At 66.0% G+C, this 16,888-nt stretch carries 16 protein-coding genes; 3 read left to right on the top strand and 13 right to left on the bottom strand.

The window, feature by feature from the left end:
• Positions 1 to 16: 16 nt before the first annotated feature.
• The 3 genes from KHO22_RS13320 to KHO22_RS13330 all read left to right on the top strand — a co-directional run bounded on the left by KHO22_RS13320 (position 17) and on the right by KHO22_RS13330 (position 3,888).
• Positions 17 to 1,015 carry a tripartite tricarboxylate transporter substrate-binding protein gene (locus KHO22_RS13320; protein WP_211947603.1) on the top strand — a complete coding sequence of 333 codons (999 nt, stop codon included), beginning with the start codon at positions 17 to 19 and terminating at the stop codon, positions 1,013 to 1,015.
• Positions 1,016 to 1,071: 56 nt separating this feature from the next.
• Entirely contained in the window at positions 1,072 to 2,664 is a 1,593-nt protein-coding gene (locus tag KHO22_RS13325) for a serine hydrolase domain-containing protein (RefSeq protein WP_230426864.1), read from the top strand.
• A 117-nt stretch (positions 2,665 to 2,781) separates the two neighbouring features.
• A complete protein-coding gene (locus KHO22_RS13330; protein WP_211947604.1) occupies positions 2,782 to 3,888 on the top strand; it encodes a porin in 1,107 nt (368 codons plus the stop codon).
• 500 nt (positions 3,889 to 4,388) lie between these two features.
• Here KHO22_RS13330 and KHO22_RS13335 read toward each other — a convergent pair whose 3' ends face one another.
• From KHO22_RS13335 to KHO22_RS13395, 13 genes are all read right to left on the bottom strand, one after another.
• A complete protein-coding gene (locus KHO22_RS13335) occupies positions 4,389 to 5,129 on the bottom strand; it encodes a sulfite exporter TauE/SafE family protein (RefSeq protein WP_211947605.1) in 741 nt (246 codons plus the stop codon).
• A gap of 32 nt (positions 5,130 to 5,161) precedes the next feature.
• A complete protein-coding gene (locus tag KHO22_RS13340) occupies positions 5,162 to 6,181 on the bottom strand; it encodes a Bug family tripartite tricarboxylate transporter substrate binding protein (RefSeq protein WP_230426865.1) in 1,020 nt (339 codons plus the stop codon).
• Between the two features lie 132 nt (positions 6,182 to 6,313).
• Positions 6,314 to 7,408, bottom strand: coding sequence for a Bug family tripartite tricarboxylate transporter substrate binding protein (locus tag KHO22_RS13345; RefSeq protein WP_230426866.1), 1,095 nt, complete (start codon positions 7,406 to 7,408; stop codon positions 6,314 to 6,316).
• Between the two features lie 213 nt (positions 7,409 to 7,621).
• Positions 7,622 to 8,524 (bottom strand): LysR family transcriptional regulator, encoded by a 903-nt coding sequence (locus KHO22_RS13350; protein ID WP_211947606.1) that lies wholly within the window; start codon positions 8,522 to 8,524, stop codon positions 7,622 to 7,624.
• Between the two features lie 2 nt (positions 8,525 to 8,526).
• Complete coding sequence (locus KHO22_RS13355) at positions 8,527 to 9,441, bottom strand: LysR family transcriptional regulator (RefSeq protein WP_211947607.1); 915 nt, start codon at positions 9,439 to 9,441, stop codon at positions 8,527 to 8,529.
• A gap of 63 nt (positions 9,442 to 9,504) precedes the next feature.
• On the bottom strand, positions 9,505 to 10,338 hold the full coding sequence (locus KHO22_RS13360; protein WP_211947608.1) for an amidohydrolase family protein: 834 nt from the start codon (positions 10,336 to 10,338) through the stop codon (positions 9,505 to 9,507).
• A gap of 41 nt (positions 10,339 to 10,379) precedes the next feature.
• Entirely contained in the window at positions 10,380 to 11,063 is a 684-nt protein-coding gene (locus KHO22_RS13365; protein WP_211947609.1) for a fumarate hydratase C-terminal domain-containing protein, read from the bottom strand.
• Positions 11,057 to 11,992 carry a fumarate hydratase gene (locus KHO22_RS13370; RefSeq protein ID WP_211947610.1) on the bottom strand — a complete coding sequence of 312 codons (936 nt, stop codon included), beginning with the start codon at positions 11,990 to 11,992 and terminating at the stop codon, positions 11,057 to 11,059. Before KHO22_RS13370 ends, KHO22_RS13365 begins: the two co-directional genes overlap by 7 nt.
• Positions 11,993 to 12,004: 12 nt before the next feature.
• Positions 12,005 to 13,753 carry an L-aspartate oxidase gene (locus KHO22_RS13375; protein WP_211947611.1) on the bottom strand — a complete coding sequence of 583 codons (1,749 nt, stop codon included), beginning with the start codon at positions 13,751 to 13,753 and terminating at the stop codon, positions 12,005 to 12,007.
• Positions 13,754 to 14,101 carry a succinate dehydrogenase/fumarate reductase transmembrane subunit gene (locus tag KHO22_RS13380; protein WP_211947612.1) on the bottom strand — a complete coding sequence of 116 codons (348 nt, stop codon included), beginning with the start codon at positions 14,099 to 14,101 and terminating at the stop codon, positions 13,754 to 13,756.
• Entirely contained in the window at positions 14,098 to 14,433 is a 336-nt protein-coding gene (locus KHO22_RS13385; RefSeq protein ID WP_211947613.1) for a succinate dehydrogenase/fumarate reductase transmembrane subunit, read from the bottom strand. The genes KHO22_RS13380 and KHO22_RS13385 overlap by 4 nt, the downstream gene beginning before the upstream one ends.
• A gap of 2 nt (positions 14,434 to 14,435) precedes the next feature.
• Positions 14,436 to 15,170: a succinate dehydrogenase/fumarate reductase iron-sulfur subunit gene (locus KHO22_RS13390; protein WP_211947614.1), complete on the bottom strand. Its 735-nt coding sequence runs from the start codon at positions 15,168 to 15,170 to the stop codon at positions 14,436 to 14,438.
• 23 nt (positions 15,171 to 15,193) lie between these two features.
• A complete protein-coding gene (locus tag KHO22_RS13395) occupies positions 15,194 to 16,825 on the bottom strand; it encodes a thiamine pyrophosphate-binding protein (RefSeq protein ID WP_211947615.1) in 1,632 nt (543 codons plus the stop codon).
• Between the last annotated feature and the right edge of the window lie 63 nt (positions 16,826 to 16,888).

Below are 16,888 nucleotides of genomic sequence, written 5' to 3' on the forward strand. Positions count from 1 at the left end.
ATCACAGGAGACAACCATGAATCGTCGACAGTGGCTTGCCACGGCAGGCGCTGCGGCCGGTGCCGCGACATTGAATGGCGTAATGAGCCGCGTCGCCAGCGCGGCGGCACCCTATCCGTCGCGTCCGATCCGGCTGATCGTGCCATTCATCGCGGGAACAGCGCCCGATGCGACGGCACGCTCGATTGCCGCCGAGCTGGCCCCCATACTAGGCCAGCCGCTGGTGGTGGAAAACGTCGGGGGCGCGGGCGGCATCATCGGCGCGCGCGCGCTCAAGCGTGCCGAACCTGATGGCTACACACTAGGGGTGCTGGCCAACCAGCATGTGATCAACGTGCATTTGTATCGCCAGCAGCCATATGACGCGGTCCGGGATTTCACGGCGATCTCCGCGCTGTCAGGCGGCCCCGTCGTGCTGGCCGTTCCATCCTCGTCGCCATACAGGACGGCGCGCGAACTGATCGACGCGATACGCAGGCAGCCCGCGGGGCTGAACTACGGCTCCGGCGGCAAGGGCAGCGTGTCCCACCTGGCGGTGGAAATGCTGTTCCACCAGACGCGGACCAGCGCCGTCCATATTCCCTACAAGGGCGCCAGCGAGATCGTGACGGCCATGATGAGCGGACAGACGCAGTTTGGCATGCCCGTGCTGGCCACTGCCGTCCCGTTCCTGCGCAACGGTCAGATCCGTGCACTGGCGGTGTCCTCGGCCGCGCGGTCGATCTACTTTCCCGAGGTACCGACGCTGGCGGAATCCCTGCCATCGGGCTTCGTGCTCGACAACTGGAGCGGACTGTTCGCCCCGGCCGGCTTGCCGGCGCCGCTGACGAAGAAGCTGTTCGACGCCATGGCCGCGCTGCAGGCAAGCGGAAAACTCGATGCGTCGGTGAAGGCGAACGGAGGGGAGATTCGCAGGAGCGCGTCGTCCGCCGAGTTCGCGCACCTGGTGGCAGCCGAGAACTTGCGCTACGGAAAGCTGATCGGCGAGATCGGGATGCGGGGCGAGGCGGGATAGTACGCCTGTCAGGCACAAAGCCGGAAGGTCCGGGAAGCTGTACTGCACCCTGAAGGTTGAACACCCGTTCAATCTTCAGGGTGTTTTTTATGACGAAGTACAGTGAGAGCTTCAGCCTGGTTGCCTCACGGACGACAAGACCGAACCGGCGACTCGTTCATTCCCGACGGCTATGGCTTTATGCCTGCCACGCAATTGCCGGGTATCCGCCACACCCCGCATCCTCCTGGCAACGCGCTGGTCGAAGCGCGGGCAACGGAGGAGACAAGGTGCGGTTCCCATTTCCCATCGGCAGGACCGGCGCTCGGCGCCATTGTGCAATCACCGCTGCGGCATTGCTGGCCGCGTCGTCGGCGGCAACATCAGCGCAGCCGCAAGCTGCCATATCGGCAGCAGACGCGACGTCGATTGCGACGCCAGACCCCGCAGCCGGAATCATGCAAGGTTTTCCGCCATCCGCCGACAGACAGGTCAACAATACCAACGCGTTTCACTACCCATACATGCGCTGGGCCTTCCGGCACACGCGCGAACTGTCGCCCACGGCAGGCATCCGGCGTTCGGCACGGCCCCAGCCCATGCCGGTGCAATCAGTTAAGGGCCTGGACCTGGTCAGCTTTGAGCTCGATGGCAAGACCATCCGGATTGACGAATATTTGCGCCAGACCCACACCGATGGCTTCATCGTGCTGCACGAAGGGCGCATCGTCTATGAGCGCTACTTCGACGGTTTCGGCGTTGACCAGTTGCACATCTGGGCATCGATGACCAAATCGCTGACCGGACTGCTGGCCGCCATGCTTGTCGACGAGGGCAAGCTCGATCCGCAAGCCACATTGTCCACATACGTGCCCGAACTGGCTGGCACCCCATTCGGAGACGCCACCGTCCAGCAGAACCTCGATATGGAGGTAGCCGTCGCCTATCCGGAGCACCTTCCACCGGATCTTGCCTTGTTCGGCGCGGTGGGTATCCTGCCGCGCCGTGAAGGTGCTCCGGACAGTATCTATGCCTTCCTGAAGGTCCCCATCCCGGCCGCTGACAAGACAGGCGGCGATGTCTGGTACTACCAGAACGGCTCGCCCGAAGCCGTGGCCTGGGCCCTGCGCCGCATCACCGGCAAGTCGTGGGCGCAGCTCGTCTCCGAACGCATCTGGTCTCACTTTGCCGAGGATGACGCGAGTGTCCAGATCGACCGCCTTGGCACCGAGATGGCCAGCGGCGGGTTCAGCAGCACGCTGCGCGATGCGGCCCGTTTTGCCGAGTTCGTCAGACTGGCACAGGCGCAGCGCTTGCCAGGCCATGTTGCCGATGCCGTTCGCATCGCTCTGCAGCCCGGCCGCAACCAGGCCCGGTTCGCGCGAGGCAACCTGGCGGCCGGCCGGCAGGGCTACGCCTATCGCGACTACTGGTACCAACGTAACGATGGCGATGGTTCGGTGGAAGCCGGCGGCCGTTTTGGCCAGAAGATCTATATCAACCCGCGCCGGGCACTGACCATCGTCAAGTTCTCGTCGAACCCTGACACCGCGCCACGTGCTACCAGCGCTGGCGACAACCGGCAGGCGGCAGCACCGCGCCGGCTGCTCGAATCCTCCGAGACGTTCGCCCTGGCCGCGCAGGCCATCTACGGCGCCATCGCGCGCTGACCCTGGACGACATACCACCTGGCGGCCTTGCGTGCACCCGCGCCGGGCACACGCTTCGCGTGCGGTGCCGCCTGCCGCGCCATCCACAAATAAATCGACAAAGAGGAGACCAGCAGAATGAAGACGCCACTATTGATGTTGTCCGCCGCCTGCGGCGCGCTGTCCGGCGCGGCGCAGGCGAGTGTCACGCTGTACGGCGTGACCGACGCCAACATCGAGTACGTGAACCATCTCTCGCCGAAGCTGCCCACGCAGCCCGGCTTTCCCGGGCCGGGGGAAACACGCATGGGTCTGACTTCGGGCGGCCTGTCCGGATCGCGATGGGGCCTGCGTGGCACCGAGGACCTGGACGGCGGGCTGAAGGCGTTGTTCGTGCTGGAAAATGGCTTCGGCCTCGACGATGGCAAGGCCACCCAATCTGGACGCCTGTTTGGCCGCCAGGCGTTCGTCGGCCTGCAGAGCGACCGCGTCGGCCGAATGACATTCGGACGCCAGTATACGGCGATCTTCGACGCGTTCTCCAACTTCTCACCGTCCGGCTATTCGACTCAATATGAACCGATTGCCGCACAGTTGGGCCTGGATTTCCGCTCGGACAATATGGCGAAGTACACCGGCACCTTCGGCGCATTGACGGCCATTGCCGACTGGTCGTTCGGAAACGGCGTGTTCGGCAACGGCGAAACACCCGGCCAGTTCCGCCGCGACACCGGCTACGGCATGGGCCTGAACTACTTCTCCGGCGCCTTTGGTCTGGCGTTTGCGTTCAACCGTTATGACCCCACCATCCCGACCAGTGGCGGCGTCGGCAACTTCCGCAAGGCCGGGGTGGCTGCCAGCTACAGCACGGGCCCGGTCAAGCTGATGGCCGGTTATCGCTGGGGCCTGAACAAAGGCGGCAACGGCGCCACCATCGTAAGGGACGACTATTACTGGGCCGGCATCAACTACCAGCCCACCGGTGCGCTGGGGCTGACACTCGGCTACTACTATGACGATGTCAAGGCACTTGGCGGCGCCAATGTGCCCAACCCCTGGCAAGTGAGCTTCATCGCCGACTACAACCTGTCAAAGCGTACGGACATCTATCTGACCATGGCCTACGTCCGCAATGCAGGCATCAACTTCGATACTTCGGCGGTCAGCTTTGCCAACGGTTACTTTCTGGGGGCGGACCACAGCACTATGACGGCGATCGCCGTTGGCATCCGGCACAAGTTCTGACGGGAGCGGCCGCCCGACGCGTATCCGTGGGTGCGGCCAATTCTTCGTTGGCAAGGTGATGTCGCTGTGCACAGAATACATACCAATGTCTGAATTGAACGAAACATCGGTCTTTCAATGAAAGTGTTGTAAATGACTGAGTGGGGTCGCCTGCCGCCCTTCGCTCGCGACTGCAATGCGATTCCGGCCAAGAGCACTGCGTCGGCGTCTACGTGCTCGTTTGTGTGGACAGACAGGCGGAGGGGTGACCTGTGTGCGTGGACCTCGCAAAGGTTGCGAGCAGGTTAGATTGAAGATGTGAAGCGGGAAAAGTTTGCTTGGGTTCCCGCAAAATTGCGGTAAGCGGAGCCGCCCGACGTAGGATGCAACAGTTACGGATATGCCTTGTCAGCGTTGGCTTTGCGGATGCGGACATGCGCGCAATCCGAAACTAATAGGGTGACAAAATCCATAACTGTTCGACCTCGCCAGCCTGATGATGGACACGATTCGCGACATCGCTACATCATCAGGCCCCGGCAGAGCACCGAGACGCCGCTGGCCGCCAGGAACAGCAGCAGTACCCGCCTCACCGCGTCGGCGGAGAAGCGCCTGCGCAATCGCGACCCGGCCGCCAGGCCGGCAAGGCTGAACGGCACCGCGAACGCCGCGCTGCGCAACAGGTCCGCCTGCTGCAGCAGTCCACTGCCGGCGAATGCCACCAGACGCATGCCCGCACTGACCAGGATCACGGCTGCGATCGTGGCGCGGAACTCGTCGATGTGCGGCAGGCGCCTGGACAGGTACATGGTGTAGATCGGGCCGCCTGTCCCGAACAACGCGCTGAACACCCCGCCCACGATACCCGCCGGCGCCGACCATGCCGTGCCGGCCGCCTGCGCGCTGGCGGCCGGGCGAACCAGCGCGCGGCCCGTCATGCCGAGCACGAACACGCCAAGGCCGACCAGCAGCCAGCGCGACTCGACCCTGGCCAGCACGGTGGTGCCAAGCGCCACCCCGCCGACCATGAACGGCACCAGCCGCAGCAGCTCGGAGCGCGCAATGGAGGCGCGGTTGCGCAAGCCGACCATGGTGGTCGTGACAAGGTCCAGCAGCAGCAGCATGGGCACCACGAACTGCAGCGGAATGAACTGGACCAGCACGGGCACCGCCACCATCGCCGCGCCAAAGCCGGTCAGCCCGAATACCGTGTAGGCGGCGGCAATGGTCGCCCCCAGGACCGCGTAGTGCTCGGTTCCCATGCTGTCAGCCCGTTGTTCCCGTCGTCGCCACGCTATTGCACCTTGATGCCGACGCTGCGGGCCAGGGACTGGTATGTCGCGAAGCTTTCCGATACATAGCGGGCGGTCTCTTCGGGCGTCAGGATGCGCGGTATGCCCCCATACGTCGCGTTGGCCGAGATCCAGCGTGCGTCGCCCGACGCCACCTTCAGTATGCCGGCCCACTTCCTGACGATGTCCGGCGACAGTTTCGGCGGTCCGTACAGCGCGCTCCAGCCGATCACCGCCTCAAGCTTCGGGAAGCCGGCCTCGCGCACGGTCGGCACGTCCGGAAGCTGCTTCAGCCGTTCCGGTGTGGTGGTCACCAGCGCGCGCAGCTTTCCGCCGGAGAGTTGCCCGCTCACGGAGCTGAGGTTGGGACAGCTGAAATCCACTTCCTTCGACACCACGGCGAGCGCCGCCTCGCTGCCGCCCTTGTAATTCACGCTCACGGCATCGGCCGGCTTGAGGTTCAGGCTTTGCAGCAGCAATTGCGGCGCAAGGTTCAGCACGGTGGCCGGGCCCGATGCGCTGTAGTTCAGCTTGCCGGGATGCGCCTGGAGGTCGGCCGCGAGGTCCGCGATGGTCTTGTACTTCGACTCCGGATGCACGACACAGACCACGGGATTCAGCTCGAGCAGTCCGATGAACGTGAAGTCGTTCCACTTGTACTGAAGCCCCGAATCCTGGATGGCGGGGAGCAGCACCTGCGAGCCGACCCTGGCCAGCAGCAGCGTGTAGCCGTCCGGCGCCGCGTCCTTCGCCACCTGCGAGCCAATCGCGCCGTTCGCGCCGGGCCGGTTCATCACCACCACCGGTTGCCCGAGCATGGCGGAGGCCGTGACGGACAGGTTGCGCGCGGACTGGTCCGCGTCGCCACCCGCGCTGAATGGCACGACGATCGTGACCGGCCGGCTCGGGTACGTCGGCGCGGTCTGCGCGGTCTGCGCGGCGGCGGGCAGCACCGCGACAGCCATGGCCGTTGCCATGCCGAGCGTGGCAACCCGCGTGAGCCTGCAAAACATTCGCTCCATGACGCTTGTCTCCGTTTCCGGACGGCGGCGGCTCTGGCGCCACCTCCCAGCCGGCTGTGGGTACGCTCTTTATCGGGCACCCGGGACACCGGTGCACTTCAACGCCCCGTCAGGTGTCCCGCTATGGACCGGTTAGTTGGCGGAGATCTTCCGCCTTGCCACCAGCACCTTCCAGCGGCCCGATTCCTGCGCGATTTCCTCGACCAGGCGGCCATTCGGCGAGAGCGTCTTCGTCATGCCCTGTGCGGCAAGGTAGCGCTGCATGCCTGGCTCCGATACGGCATGTTCGAGATCGGCATACATCTTTGCGGTCAGGTCCTTCGGGGTTCCCGCGGGCGCCATCAGCGCGAACCAGCCGTAGAAGCTGAATCCCGGCAGTCCGGCTTCCGCCACCGTCGGCACGTCAGGCAGCAGCGGCGAGCGCTCCTTGCCCGTTACGGCCAGCGCGCGCAGGCGGCCACCCTTGAGCAGTGGCGAGATGCCATTGATGTTGCCTACCGTCATGTCGATCACGCCGGCCATCAGGTCTGCGTAGGCCGGGCCGTCGCCCTTGTACGGCACGTGCACGACTTCCATGCCCGCGGCCTCGGCAAATGCCTCGCTGGCGATATGGACCTGGCTGCCGTTGCCCGCCGAGCCGAAGGTGAGCTTGCCGGGATTGGCCTTTGCGTAGCTGATGAGTTCCGCTACGGTCCTGGCAGGCACCTTGGTGTTGACCGTGACGACCATCGGGCCGCTGGCCACCTTGCTGATCATCTCGAAGCTCTGCGTGGAGTACGGCAGCCTCTGATAGATGTAGGGGTTCACCGTGAACATGCTGCCCGAGGCGAGCAGCAGCGTGTAGCCATCGGCGGCCGACTTGGCGACGACCTCCGCGCCGACGGCGCCACCGGCGCCGGGACGGTTGTCCACCACCACGGGCTGCTTCCATTGCTTGCCCAACTCCAGGGCCAGTGCGCGCGCAAGCAGATCGGTGGCACCGCCCGAAGAGAATGGCACCACCAGGCGGACCGGCTTGCCGGGCCACTCCTCGGCATGCGCGGGCGTCATGTACAACGGCGCGATCGCGAAGGCAAACATGGCCACCGCGGTCGAACCCGCGTAGCGCCTGGCGTCCGCGTCGCCACACAGCTCCTTCACGACGGGATTCGCCCGCACGCGGCACAGCCATTGCCGTGCCCGTCCCTGCCAGTGCCCGAGCGCCTTTCCAATGCCAAGTGGTGTCATCGCTGTCTCCTTTGTGGTGCCGCTGTCTGCCGCGGCTATCGTGTGCAGGAATCCTGCCTTAATTGATGCTAATGACTGATTTCCTTTAATGGAAACGGAATATTGAAGTCAATATCACCAATGAAACTGGTTAATAAAATTCAGATAAACACACCGCATCGCGCATTTAAATAAAATGCACGATCCCTGTCTTATTCCGTTCTTGTTCTTCGACTATCCGCTTCGATGCAGCCCCAGGAACTGCGACATCGGCGCCGATATCGACCTTGCCGGATGCAACACGACCGACAACGGCCGCATCAGCCTTGGGAACCCGGTGCGCAACCGGACCAGCGCTCCCCGTTCAAGCATCGACTCCACCAGCAGCCGCGACAGGCAACTGATGCCCAGCCCCAGCGCTACCGCGTGCCGGATCGCTTCCGAGCTTCCCAGAACCATGTGCGGGCACAACGGGCCCAGATGTGGCTGCAGCGCCTTCCTGACCGCATCGCGCGTGCCGGAGCCTTCTTCACGGAACAACCACCTGGCATCGCGCAGTTGCTCGTCCGGCACGGGACCGCCACTCTCCCGCTGCGCGAGGGCAAGCGCGTCGCTCGGGGACGCGACGATCACCAGTTCGTCATCGCGCCACGGAAGGCTGACGAGGTCGGTGCCAGCGTCCGGCCCCTCGATGATGCCGATATCGACCTGCGCTTCCGCGACCACGCGGATGACTTCCTGCGTATTGCAGATATGCGTGTCGACGCGCCGGTCGGGGTACTGCTCCTGATAATCGGCAAGGATCCTCGGGATCAGGCAATTGCCGATGGTCGTGCTCGCCGCCACCTTGAGGTGGCACGGCGGACTGCCCCCTGAAAACTCGCGCTCGATCGACCTGGCGTCGCGCACCAGGCGCGTCGCGCGCTCCTGCAGCGCGCGGCCGGCGTCGTTGAGGACCAGCCGCTTGGACACGCGGTCGAACAGCGTGACGCCGAGCAGCTGCTCCAGTTCGTTCACCGAGGCACTGACGGCCGATTGCGACAGCGCGGCCTCTTCCCCGGCGGCCGCCGTGGATCCTGTCCTGGCCACCGCCGAGAACAGTTCGAGTTGCCGCAGGGAGAATCGCACCGTCGCCATCGCTAACGCTTGCGCACCAGCCTGGGCCGGGTGTCGTCGGGCGCGCTGGCCGGCGCGGTGACGGCTGTCAGCGCATCGAGCAGCAGCCGCGACAGGTGGGCGCGCGGATTGTCGCGCGGCACCAGGATGCCGAGCCTGCGCATCAGCGGCGGCGCGCCGAACGGAATGGTGCGGATCGACGCGGGAAACTCGTTCTGCACGCCGCGCGCGGGGACCACCGAGGAGCCGAGGCCGTTCGCGACCATGGCGATGACGCCCTCCAGCGTGTCGATCTCCATGGTCGACCGCACCGCAATCTGCCGGCGCACCATTTCCTCCTGCACCAGCAGGCCCACGCGCGCCGTGCGGTTGAAACGCACATAAGGCGTGGTCTCGAGCACCCCCTTGTCCGAGTCGCCGCGCGTCGTCACATGCGTGATGACCACGAACTCTTCGTTGAAGAACGGCGTGAACTCCAGGTCCAGGCGCGGCACCTCGGGCTCGGTGACCACGGCGACATCGAGCTGGCGCCGCTGCACGGCACGTTCAAGATCGTGGGTCAGTCCCGTGGTCAGGTGGATGTCGATGCGATGTCCCTGCTGCTGCAGCCGCTTCAGTGCGAGCGGAAGCAGCCCGGAGACGCACGTATGCACGGAGCCAAGCTTGAGCACACCACCTGCCGCTTCGCGCTTGAGCGCCGCGCTCATGCTTTCCCAGTGGGTCAGCAGGTCGCGCGCGCGGTGGGTGAAGGCGAGCCCGGCGTCCGTGAGGATCGGCGGCCTGCGGCTGCGGTCGAAGATGGTCATGCCCAGCTCTTCTTCCAGCGCGCGCATCTGCATGCTCACGGCGGACAGCGACAGGCCGATCGCATTGCCCGCTTCGGCAAAGCTGCCGCGATCCGCGATGGCGACCAGGGTGTAGAGCGTCTTGACGTCCATATTCGACTCGGTATCAGGGGGTTCGGTGCGCCGTCATTGTGCCGCATGGGCACGTGCAGCGCCCTACAGCCCCAGCAGGCGGCGTGCATTCCCGCCCATGACCTTCTCCATGTTCTCCGCACGGATCGGCAGGGTCTCGAACCACTGCCTGTAGTCGCGCACCGGACAGAACGGGAACGAGCTTGCGTACAGCATCCGGTCGGCCAGGAAGGTATCGGCCGCTTTCACGTACTCCTCCCAGCCGGGCATCCTGGAGAAGTACATGTCCGGCGACAGGTACAGGTTCGGCCGGCGGAAGGCGATGTGGAGAATCTCCGTGACCCACGGCCAGCCGCCGTGTACCACCACGACCTTCAGCTTCGGGAAATCGGTGAGCACGCGGTCCGTGCGTATCGGGTCGGAGTAGCTCAGGTCGGGACCGGCGGTGCCGCCCACCATCAGGATCACCGGCACGTCCAGGTCTTCGCAATGCGCGTAGATCGGGTACAGGCGGCGGTCGTCGGCGTACATCGGGATCGGGTACGAACCGGGCTCGATGTTGATGGCCTTGAAGCCGCCGGCGACGGCATCCGAGATCGTTTTGCAGGCCGCGACGCGACTGGTCGGATCGATCGACGCCGCCCCGATGAACCGCCCCGGATAGTCGCGCACGATGCGCGCCACATCGTCATTCGAGACACTGCCCAGCGTGCCGGCAAGGCGCCCCACGACCACGCCCTTGTCGACGCCGGCAGCGTCCATCTCCTGCATCAGCAGGTCCATCGACTGCTGCTGCGCGGCCGGCGAGGGCTCGAAGCCCACCGTGCGCGTGAAGCCGTCGCGGCGCTCGCCGGCCGAATACATCAGGGTGTTCAGGAAGCCGCCGAGTGGCGGCCGCAGTCGGAAATCGATGATCATGTCCGTTCCTTGCCGGTGCCTGTGTGTTGGGAGTGCGGGAGTTACATCACTTCGTTCTTGCGGTCGTCGGTCTCGCCGTAGCGATGCAGCGCGGGCGGCTTGAGCCCGGCGTAGAGCTTCTCGATACCGGCGTTGATGACCTCGGCATGCTGCGCAAAGAGCGAGTTGCCTTCAAGATCGCTCTCGACGATGAACGGGCCGAAGTTCTCGACCTCGAACATCCACATCGCCTGCGCGATGCCAAGCTCGTCGAGCCAGAACACATCGCGCACGCGCTTGATGCCGCGGCCCAGCAGCGCGCCCGTGCCGTATCCCACTGTCGTCAGGTAGACCGCGCCGCCGGGCGCCAGCACGCGCTTGTAGTCGTCGGCGGGCATGCCGCCCTTGCCGATGAAGATCCGGCAGCCGGTCTGTTCCATCCACTTCGGAATCCACTTCGAGAAGCGGAAGCTCGCGGTGGCGGTCACCGCGCCGACGTTGTAGCCGCCCTTGCCATCGGGTGCGGCCGCAGGCGAACAGTGGAAGTTGACGTTGCTGAGCCCGCGCAGCTCGACCGGCGGCTCGCGGCCTTCATCGAGCACCTTCTTGTAGACGCCCTCGCGCGCGGTGTAGATCACGCCGTTCAGGTAGACGGCAGCGCCCAGCTCCAGGCTGGCAATGTCTTGCGTCGTCGCAGGGAGGTTGATGTGGAAGACCTTCAGGTCATCGTCTTGCGGGCTTACCATTCGACTGTCTCCCTGCGCAGGTATGGGGTGAACCACTGCGGGTCCGTGCGGTATTCGATCTCGCCGCCCGCGTGGATGCGTGCCGTGGCACGCCGCGACGACAGGCAGAACGTATGCAGGCTGATCGGCATGCCGCCGGTGTGGGTATGGCCGACCTCGATGTGGCAATCGACCACCATCGAGGAACCGACAAAGCCCATGGCCCCCATGCCGATGGAATTGCCGAGCTTCATCAGTTCCAGCTCCAGTTCGGCGATCTTCGGGTCGGGATTGCGGTCGCCGACCACGCGCAGGCAGGCCGCCTGCTTGCCGAGCTGCATGCATGTATCCTTGGAGCCCCCCAGCCCGATGCCGACGATGGCCGGCTGGCACGCCAGGCCGCGCTTGCCGAACGCGATCAGCGTATCGAGCACGAAGCGCTTGATGCCGTCGATGCCGTCACCGGGGAACAGCATGCGGTAGTCGGTGCCGAACAGGCCGCCCTTGTGCACCGTGGTGATCTCGACCCAGTCGGCATCCGGCTCGAACGACCATTCGATCTCCGGCGCGTTGATGCCGACGTTGTTATTGTTGTCGGTGCGCCAGAGCGGATGCACGCGGTTCGGCCGCAGCGGCACGGCCAGCGTCGCGTCGGCGGTCGCCTTGCGCAGCGCCCGTTCGACGGCGACAAAGCCGCGCTGGACCGCTGCCTCATTGCCGACCTTCACGTAGTAGCGCGGCAGGCCGGTGTCCGCGCACATCGGGCGGCGGTCCTCGTCGGCAGCTTCCCAGTTGTCCTGCATCGCGTGGATGACGAAGCGCGGCAGCTTGCCGGTCTCGGTCTTCTGCAAGGCCTGGATGCCTTGCTTGTAGTCCTTGGGGATCTCGATCGCGGCGCGTTTCATGATCTCGAACGCGGCTTCCTCGACCCGATCGATGGAAATGGTCATCGTAGCGGTCCTCTATGCGGCAACTTTCGGGGGTTGGCCGGCTTCGCCGCTGATCAGCGACGTGCCGGGCCGGACAATATCGAACTTGACGGGGACCATCTCCAGGCGGAGATCGTCGCCATCGGCGCTCACGCGGGTGTAGCGGCTGCCGTGCAGGTCGCCCGTCTCGGGGAAGTCTTCGCGGAAATGCGCGCCGCGGCTGTCCTCGCGCGCCAGCGCGGACACCGTGATGACGCGCGACATGTCCACCAGGCTCTGCAGGTTCAGCCAGTCATGCCACGTCACGTTGTAGCGCCGGTCGCCGTCGGGCACACCCATAGCCATCAACGCGCGCTGGTGCGACGCGATCGATTCGAGCCCCCGCTGCATCGCCGCTTCATGGCGCAGCACGCCGACGTCGTCCCACATCGTTTGCGCGAGCGCGTCGCGCAGTTCGTGGATCGCGCCCGCCGGCTTCGAGAACGGATACTCGGCGCGCGCGATGCCACGCTCGATCACGCGGCGGTCCGGCTCCTTCCATTGCCGCACGCCCGGGACATAGGCCGCCATGGCGTCGCCCGCGATGCCGCCGAACACCGTCGAGTTCGCCACGCCGTTGCCGCCGAGGCGGTTCGCGCCATGGACGCCGCCGCAGTCCTCGCCGGCGGCGAACAGTCCTGGCGACGCGGTGCTGCAGTCCACATTGAACTCGACACCGCCCATGAGGTAGTGCGCCGTCGGCACCACCTCGACCCGGCCGCCCGCCAGGTCGAAGCCGCAGTCGCTGCAGCGGTTGACCATGCCCGGGAAGGTCTTGGCGACCTTCTCCGGCCCGAGGTGGCTCATCTGGATGTAGACCCCGCCCATCGGTCCGGTCCGGCCGGCCCGCATCTCGGCGTAGATGCCGCGGCTGACCACGTCGCGCGTCGCGCGCTCGCCGCGTGCGTCGTAGTTGGTCATGAAGCGGTCGCCGTCGCCATTGAGCAGCCAGCCGCCGGCTCCGCGCAGGCCTTCTTCGAGCACCGTGCCGGTCATGCGGGTATCGGGGCCGCCGAGCAGGCCGGTCGGATGGAACTGCACCATCTCCATGTCGCGCAGGCTCAGGCCGTAGCGCATCGCCATGGCCAGGCCGTCGCAGGTCTTGTCGCCCGACGGCGTGTGATAGCGATACATGGTCGGGCCCGCGCCGGTCGCGAGCAGCACGGCTTTGGCCTGCACGAAGCGGTAGGTGCCGCGGCGCATGTCGATGAACAGCACGCCCGCGATGCCGGAACCGTCCGCGGCGGGGATCAACTCGATCGCGCGATGCTCTTCCATCTCTTCCACGTCGAGCGCGCGCACCTGCTCCATCAGCCGGTTGATGATCTCGATGCCGGTCAGGTCGGCCTTGTGCACGGTCCGGTCGAAGCTCTGGCCCGCGAATGCCTTCTGGTGCAGCGTGCCGTCGGGATTGCGGTCGAAGAAGCAGCCGATCTCGTTCTCGAGTTCGCGCACGCGCTCGACCGCGCCTTCCACGAGCCGCCAGGCCAGGTCCTGCCGGGGCAGCCACTTGCCGCCCTCGATCGTGTCCATGAAGTGGCGTTCGACCGAATCGCCGGAGGACAGCGCCACGTTGTAGCCGCCCTGCACCATGCGCGTACAGCCGCATTTGCCGAGCAGGCCCTTGACCGCCACCGACACCTTCAGCGCCGGGTTGGCCTTCTTGGCGTGCAGCGCTGCGAACAGGCCGGCCCCGCCGGTCCCGAGGATCAGGATGTCCGTCTTGTGATTTTCGATTTGCATTCAGATTACCCCCAGGGCAAAGACCACGCCGACGAGCAGCGACAGCGCACCGCCCCAGCCGATCCACGACAGCCGGGCGTCGCGCGTGGAACTCCACGGCAGCAGTTCCAGCGCCAGCAGCCGCAGGCCGAAGCACATGTGAATGGACAGCAGCAGCACCAGCCCCCATTCCCCGAACTTGACCGCGCCCATGTCGGCGAACTTCAGGAACGCGTCCATGCGGGCACGCTGGTCCAGCGCGAGGCCGAGGACATAGAAATGCGCGGGAAGAAAGATGCCGAGCGCGAGCCCCGAGAGCCGATGGCCCAGGAACGCCCAGTACGCGCGATGGTTGCGTGGTGACTTCATGACCAGAGCCCTCCGACCGCCGCCACCGCGCGCAGCCCCATGGCCAGCAGCACCAGGCCGAACAGCAGGCACACCACCGATGCGCCGCTGCGGCTCAGCCGCGCCCATTCGATGAGGATGTTGCGCAGGCCGATCGGCACGTGGACCGCCACGCTGAGCACGAACAGCGAATAGAACGGAATCCAGATCCAGCTACCCTGCGTGCGCGAGAGGATCTCGGCCGCCGTCAGCCCGCCGCGCACCGCGTAGAGGATGACGCCCAGGTGCACCAGCACGAACGGCGCCATGACCATGGCCGTAAGACGCTGGAGGGCGAAGAGACGCTGCTCCATGGTCAGCCCCCTCCCTTCAGGAACTGCAGCAGCGCATTCTTCTTCAGGCCCGCGATGCTGCCCGTCGGGCTCAGGCTGACCGGGCAGTGCGTCATGCAGTTGCCCTGCGTATGGCAGGCATTGCAGCCGCTGCCGGAGGTCGCCTTGCGCAGCACGTCCTTGGGGTCCGCGTGGCGCTCGTCGTTGAACAGCGTCCAGGCGCGGTTCAGCGCGGCCGGGCCGAGGTACTCCTTGTCCCACGACACCACATCGCAGGCCGCATAGCAGACCCCGCAGTTGATGCATTCGATCGCGGCGTCGGCCATCTTGCGCTTGCGGCTGGCCGGCGACACGGCCGCCGGCGGGTCGTCGCGCGTGGCCGTGCCGACGAAGGTGTTGCCGGCCTTCTTCCACTTGTCGAAGAACTCCGACATGTCGACCACGAGATCCTTGATGCGCGGCATATTGCGCAGCGGCTCGATCACGATCACGCCGTCCTCTTCCACGCGGCTCACGTGCGTGCGGCAGGTCCAGCGCGGACGGCCGTTGACGGTCATCGCGCAGGAGCCGCACACGCCCACGCGGCACGCGAAGCGGTAGGACAGCGTCGGATCGAGGCGGCGCTGCACCTCGGTGACCACATCCAGCACGGTCTGGTTCTCGCGCCATGGCACCTCGTAGGTGGTGAAACTCCCCTCTTCGGTGCCGCGTGCAATGCGCACCGTGAGCATGCGCTGCGCGGCCTTTGTCGCCTCCATCACTGTCTCCCCCCTTGTGTCGTTCAATGCGCCGATGCACCGGCCTGGTTGCGCGCGAACACCGGCGCGGGCTCGCCTTCCATCCGGACGTTGATGCAGGCAGGCTTGCCGCTGCCGAGCGCCGCCTGCAGCGCCGGCGCCAGGGCATCGATGCGCTCGACGAACGCACCGAATCCGCCCAGTCCGGCCACCGCGGCGTCATAGCGCGCCGTGGCGCTCAGCCCGCAGCCGATCAGCCGGTCTTCGCCGTAGGTGCGCTGCTGGATGACGTGTTCCGCGTTCCAGCGCAGGTCGTTGCCGATCACCGCAATGACGCCGGCCTGTTCGCGTACCGCGGTGTCGAACTCGGAAAGGTGGAAGCCGGCGGTGCCATCGCCCATCAGCAGGACGACCGTGGCCCCGGGCCGGGCGATCTTCGCGGCGATGGCATAGCAGATGCCGCCGCCGATCGCGCCGGACACCCCGTTGATGATGCGCGTCGGCGCGGTGCAGAACGCCTGCGCCCACTGGCCGAACTCGCCGCCGTCGCAGACCAGGATCGGTTCGGGTACACCGCCGAGGAATTGATTGACGGATTCGCACAAGGCACGCGGATGGATATCCCGTTTCGATCCGGCCGGGGCCGTGCCGCGTTCGAGACGGGCGGATGCAACACGCTCGATCCACGCGACGCGATCGTGCCCGGGCGGTCGCGACGCTTGCTCAAGCCGCTCGAGCGCGACCGACACATCCGACACGCAGCGCGCGGCAAGGCGGTCGCCGAGCAGCCTTTCCGCGCGGCGCAGCATGTCCACGTCCGGGTCGATCGCCACGACACGCGCCGTCTTGCCAAAGACGCTCTCGCGGCCAAACCCGACCGTAAAGTCGAGGCGCTTGCCGAGCAGGACGATCAGGTCGGCTTCCGCGACGACCTCGGCGATCGCGCCCAGCGACGGGTCGCGCAATCCGCGCGGACTTTCCATCGGCACGATCGGCGCGTTCAGGGCCTGGCTGTGTGCCGGCAGGGCCCGGCGAATCCGGTCCCGGCACAGCGAGGGCCCGGCGAGGATCAGCGGCCGGCGTGCCTGGCCCAGCAACTGCGCGATGGTCTCGATGGTGTTCGCGGCCGGCTCCGCCGGCTTTGCATCGGGCATCTGCGCGGGCAAGGCATCGAGGCCGGATTCGCGCGTCATCAGGTCGAACGGCAGTGCAAGGTGAACCGGGCCGCGGCGGTCGGCTAGTGCCGTCGACACGGCGGTGTCCAGGGTGGACACCAGCGACCTGGCATCGGTCACGCGCCTGGACCATTTGGTCAGCGGCGCGGTCATGGCAGCCTGGTCCAGCTCCTGGAACGCACCCATGCCGTCTTCGGCCACGGACGAGTCGCCCGACAACACCAGCACGGCGCTTTCCGCCTGCGCAGCCGAGAACAGCGGCGCAATGCCGTTGGCGATGCCCGGCGCGGCGGTCAGCAGCGCCACGCCGAGTTCGCCCGTCACCTGCGACCAAGCGTCCGCCATGAAGACGGCCGCGGCTTCATGGCGGACATGGACGATGCGGATCCCGGCATCGATGCACGCATCGTAGAGCGGCATGATCTGGTTGCCGGACAGGCTGAAGATGGTGGTCACACCCCGGCGTGCCAGCGCACGAATGACGAGTTCCGAACCGAGCATCTGTCTCCGTACCCGACCGTTCTTTTCCGGCCGTGGTCTTCTGTGGTTGGGTTGAATAAAGTT

This window comes from Cupriavidus yeoncheonensis (assembly GCF_905397275.1).
In the GTDB taxonomy this organism is placed as follows: Bacteria; Pseudomonadota; Gammaproteobacteria; order Burkholderiales; family Burkholderiaceae; genus Cupriavidus; species Cupriavidus yeoncheonensis.

Bases quoted from the DNA above. Each gene is read 5' to 3' on its own strand.
- KHO22_RS13320 (WP_211947603.1), top strand. From the start codon at position 17: ATGAATCGTCGACAGTGGCTTGCCACGGCAGGCGCTGCGGCCGGTGCC.
- KHO22_RS13330 (WP_211947604.1), top strand. From the start codon at position 2,782: ATGAAGACGCCACTATTGATGTTGTCCGCCGCCTGCGGCGCGCTGTCC.
- KHO22_RS13335 (WP_211947605.1), bottom strand. From the start codon at position 5,129: ATGGGAACCGAGCACTACGCGGTCCTGGGGGCGACCATTGCCGCCGCC.
- KHO22_RS13340 (WP_230426865.1), bottom strand. From the start codon at position 6,181: ATGGAGCGAATGTTTTGCAGGCTCACGCGGGTTGCCACGCTCGGCATG.
- KHO22_RS13345 (WP_230426866.1), bottom strand. From the start codon at position 7,408: ATGACACCACTTGGCATTGGAAAGGCGCTCGGGCACTGGCAGGGACGG.
- KHO22_RS13350 (WP_211947606.1), bottom strand. From the start codon at position 8,524: ATGGCGACGGTGCGATTCTCCCTGCGGCAACTCGAACTGTTCTCGGCG.
- KHO22_RS13355 (WP_211947607.1), bottom strand. From the start codon at position 9,441: ATGGACGTCAAGACGCTCTACACCCTGGTCGCCATCGCGGATCGCGGC.
- KHO22_RS13360 (WP_211947608.1), bottom strand. From the start codon at position 10,338: ATGATCATCGATTTCCGACTGCGGCCGCCACTCGGCGGCTTCCTGAAC.
- KHO22_RS13365 (WP_211947609.1), bottom strand. From the start codon at position 11,063: ATGGTAAGCCCGCAAGACGATGACCTGAAGGTCTTCCACATCAACCTC.
- KHO22_RS13370 (WP_211947610.1), bottom strand. From the start codon at position 11,992: ATGACCATTTCCATCGATCGGGTCGAGGAAGCCGCGTTCGAGATCATG.
- KHO22_RS13375 (WP_211947611.1), bottom strand. From the start codon at position 13,753: ATGCAAATCGAAAATCACAAGACGGACATCCTGATCCTCGGGACCGGC.
- KHO22_RS13380 (WP_211947612.1), bottom strand. From the start codon at position 14,101: ATGAAGTCACCACGCAACCATCGCGCGTACTGGGCGTTCCTGGGCCAT.
- KHO22_RS13385 (WP_211947613.1), bottom strand. From the start codon at position 14,433: ATGGAGCAGCGTCTCTTCGCCCTCCAGCGTCTTACGGCCATGGTCATG.
- KHO22_RS13390 (WP_211947614.1), bottom strand. From the start codon at position 15,170: ATGGAGGCGACAAAGGCCGCGCAGCGCATGCTCACGGTGCGCATTGCA.
- KHO22_RS13395 (WP_211947615.1), bottom strand. From the start codon at position 16,825: ATGCTCGGTTCGGAACTCGTCATTCGTGCGCTGGCACGCCGGGGTGTG.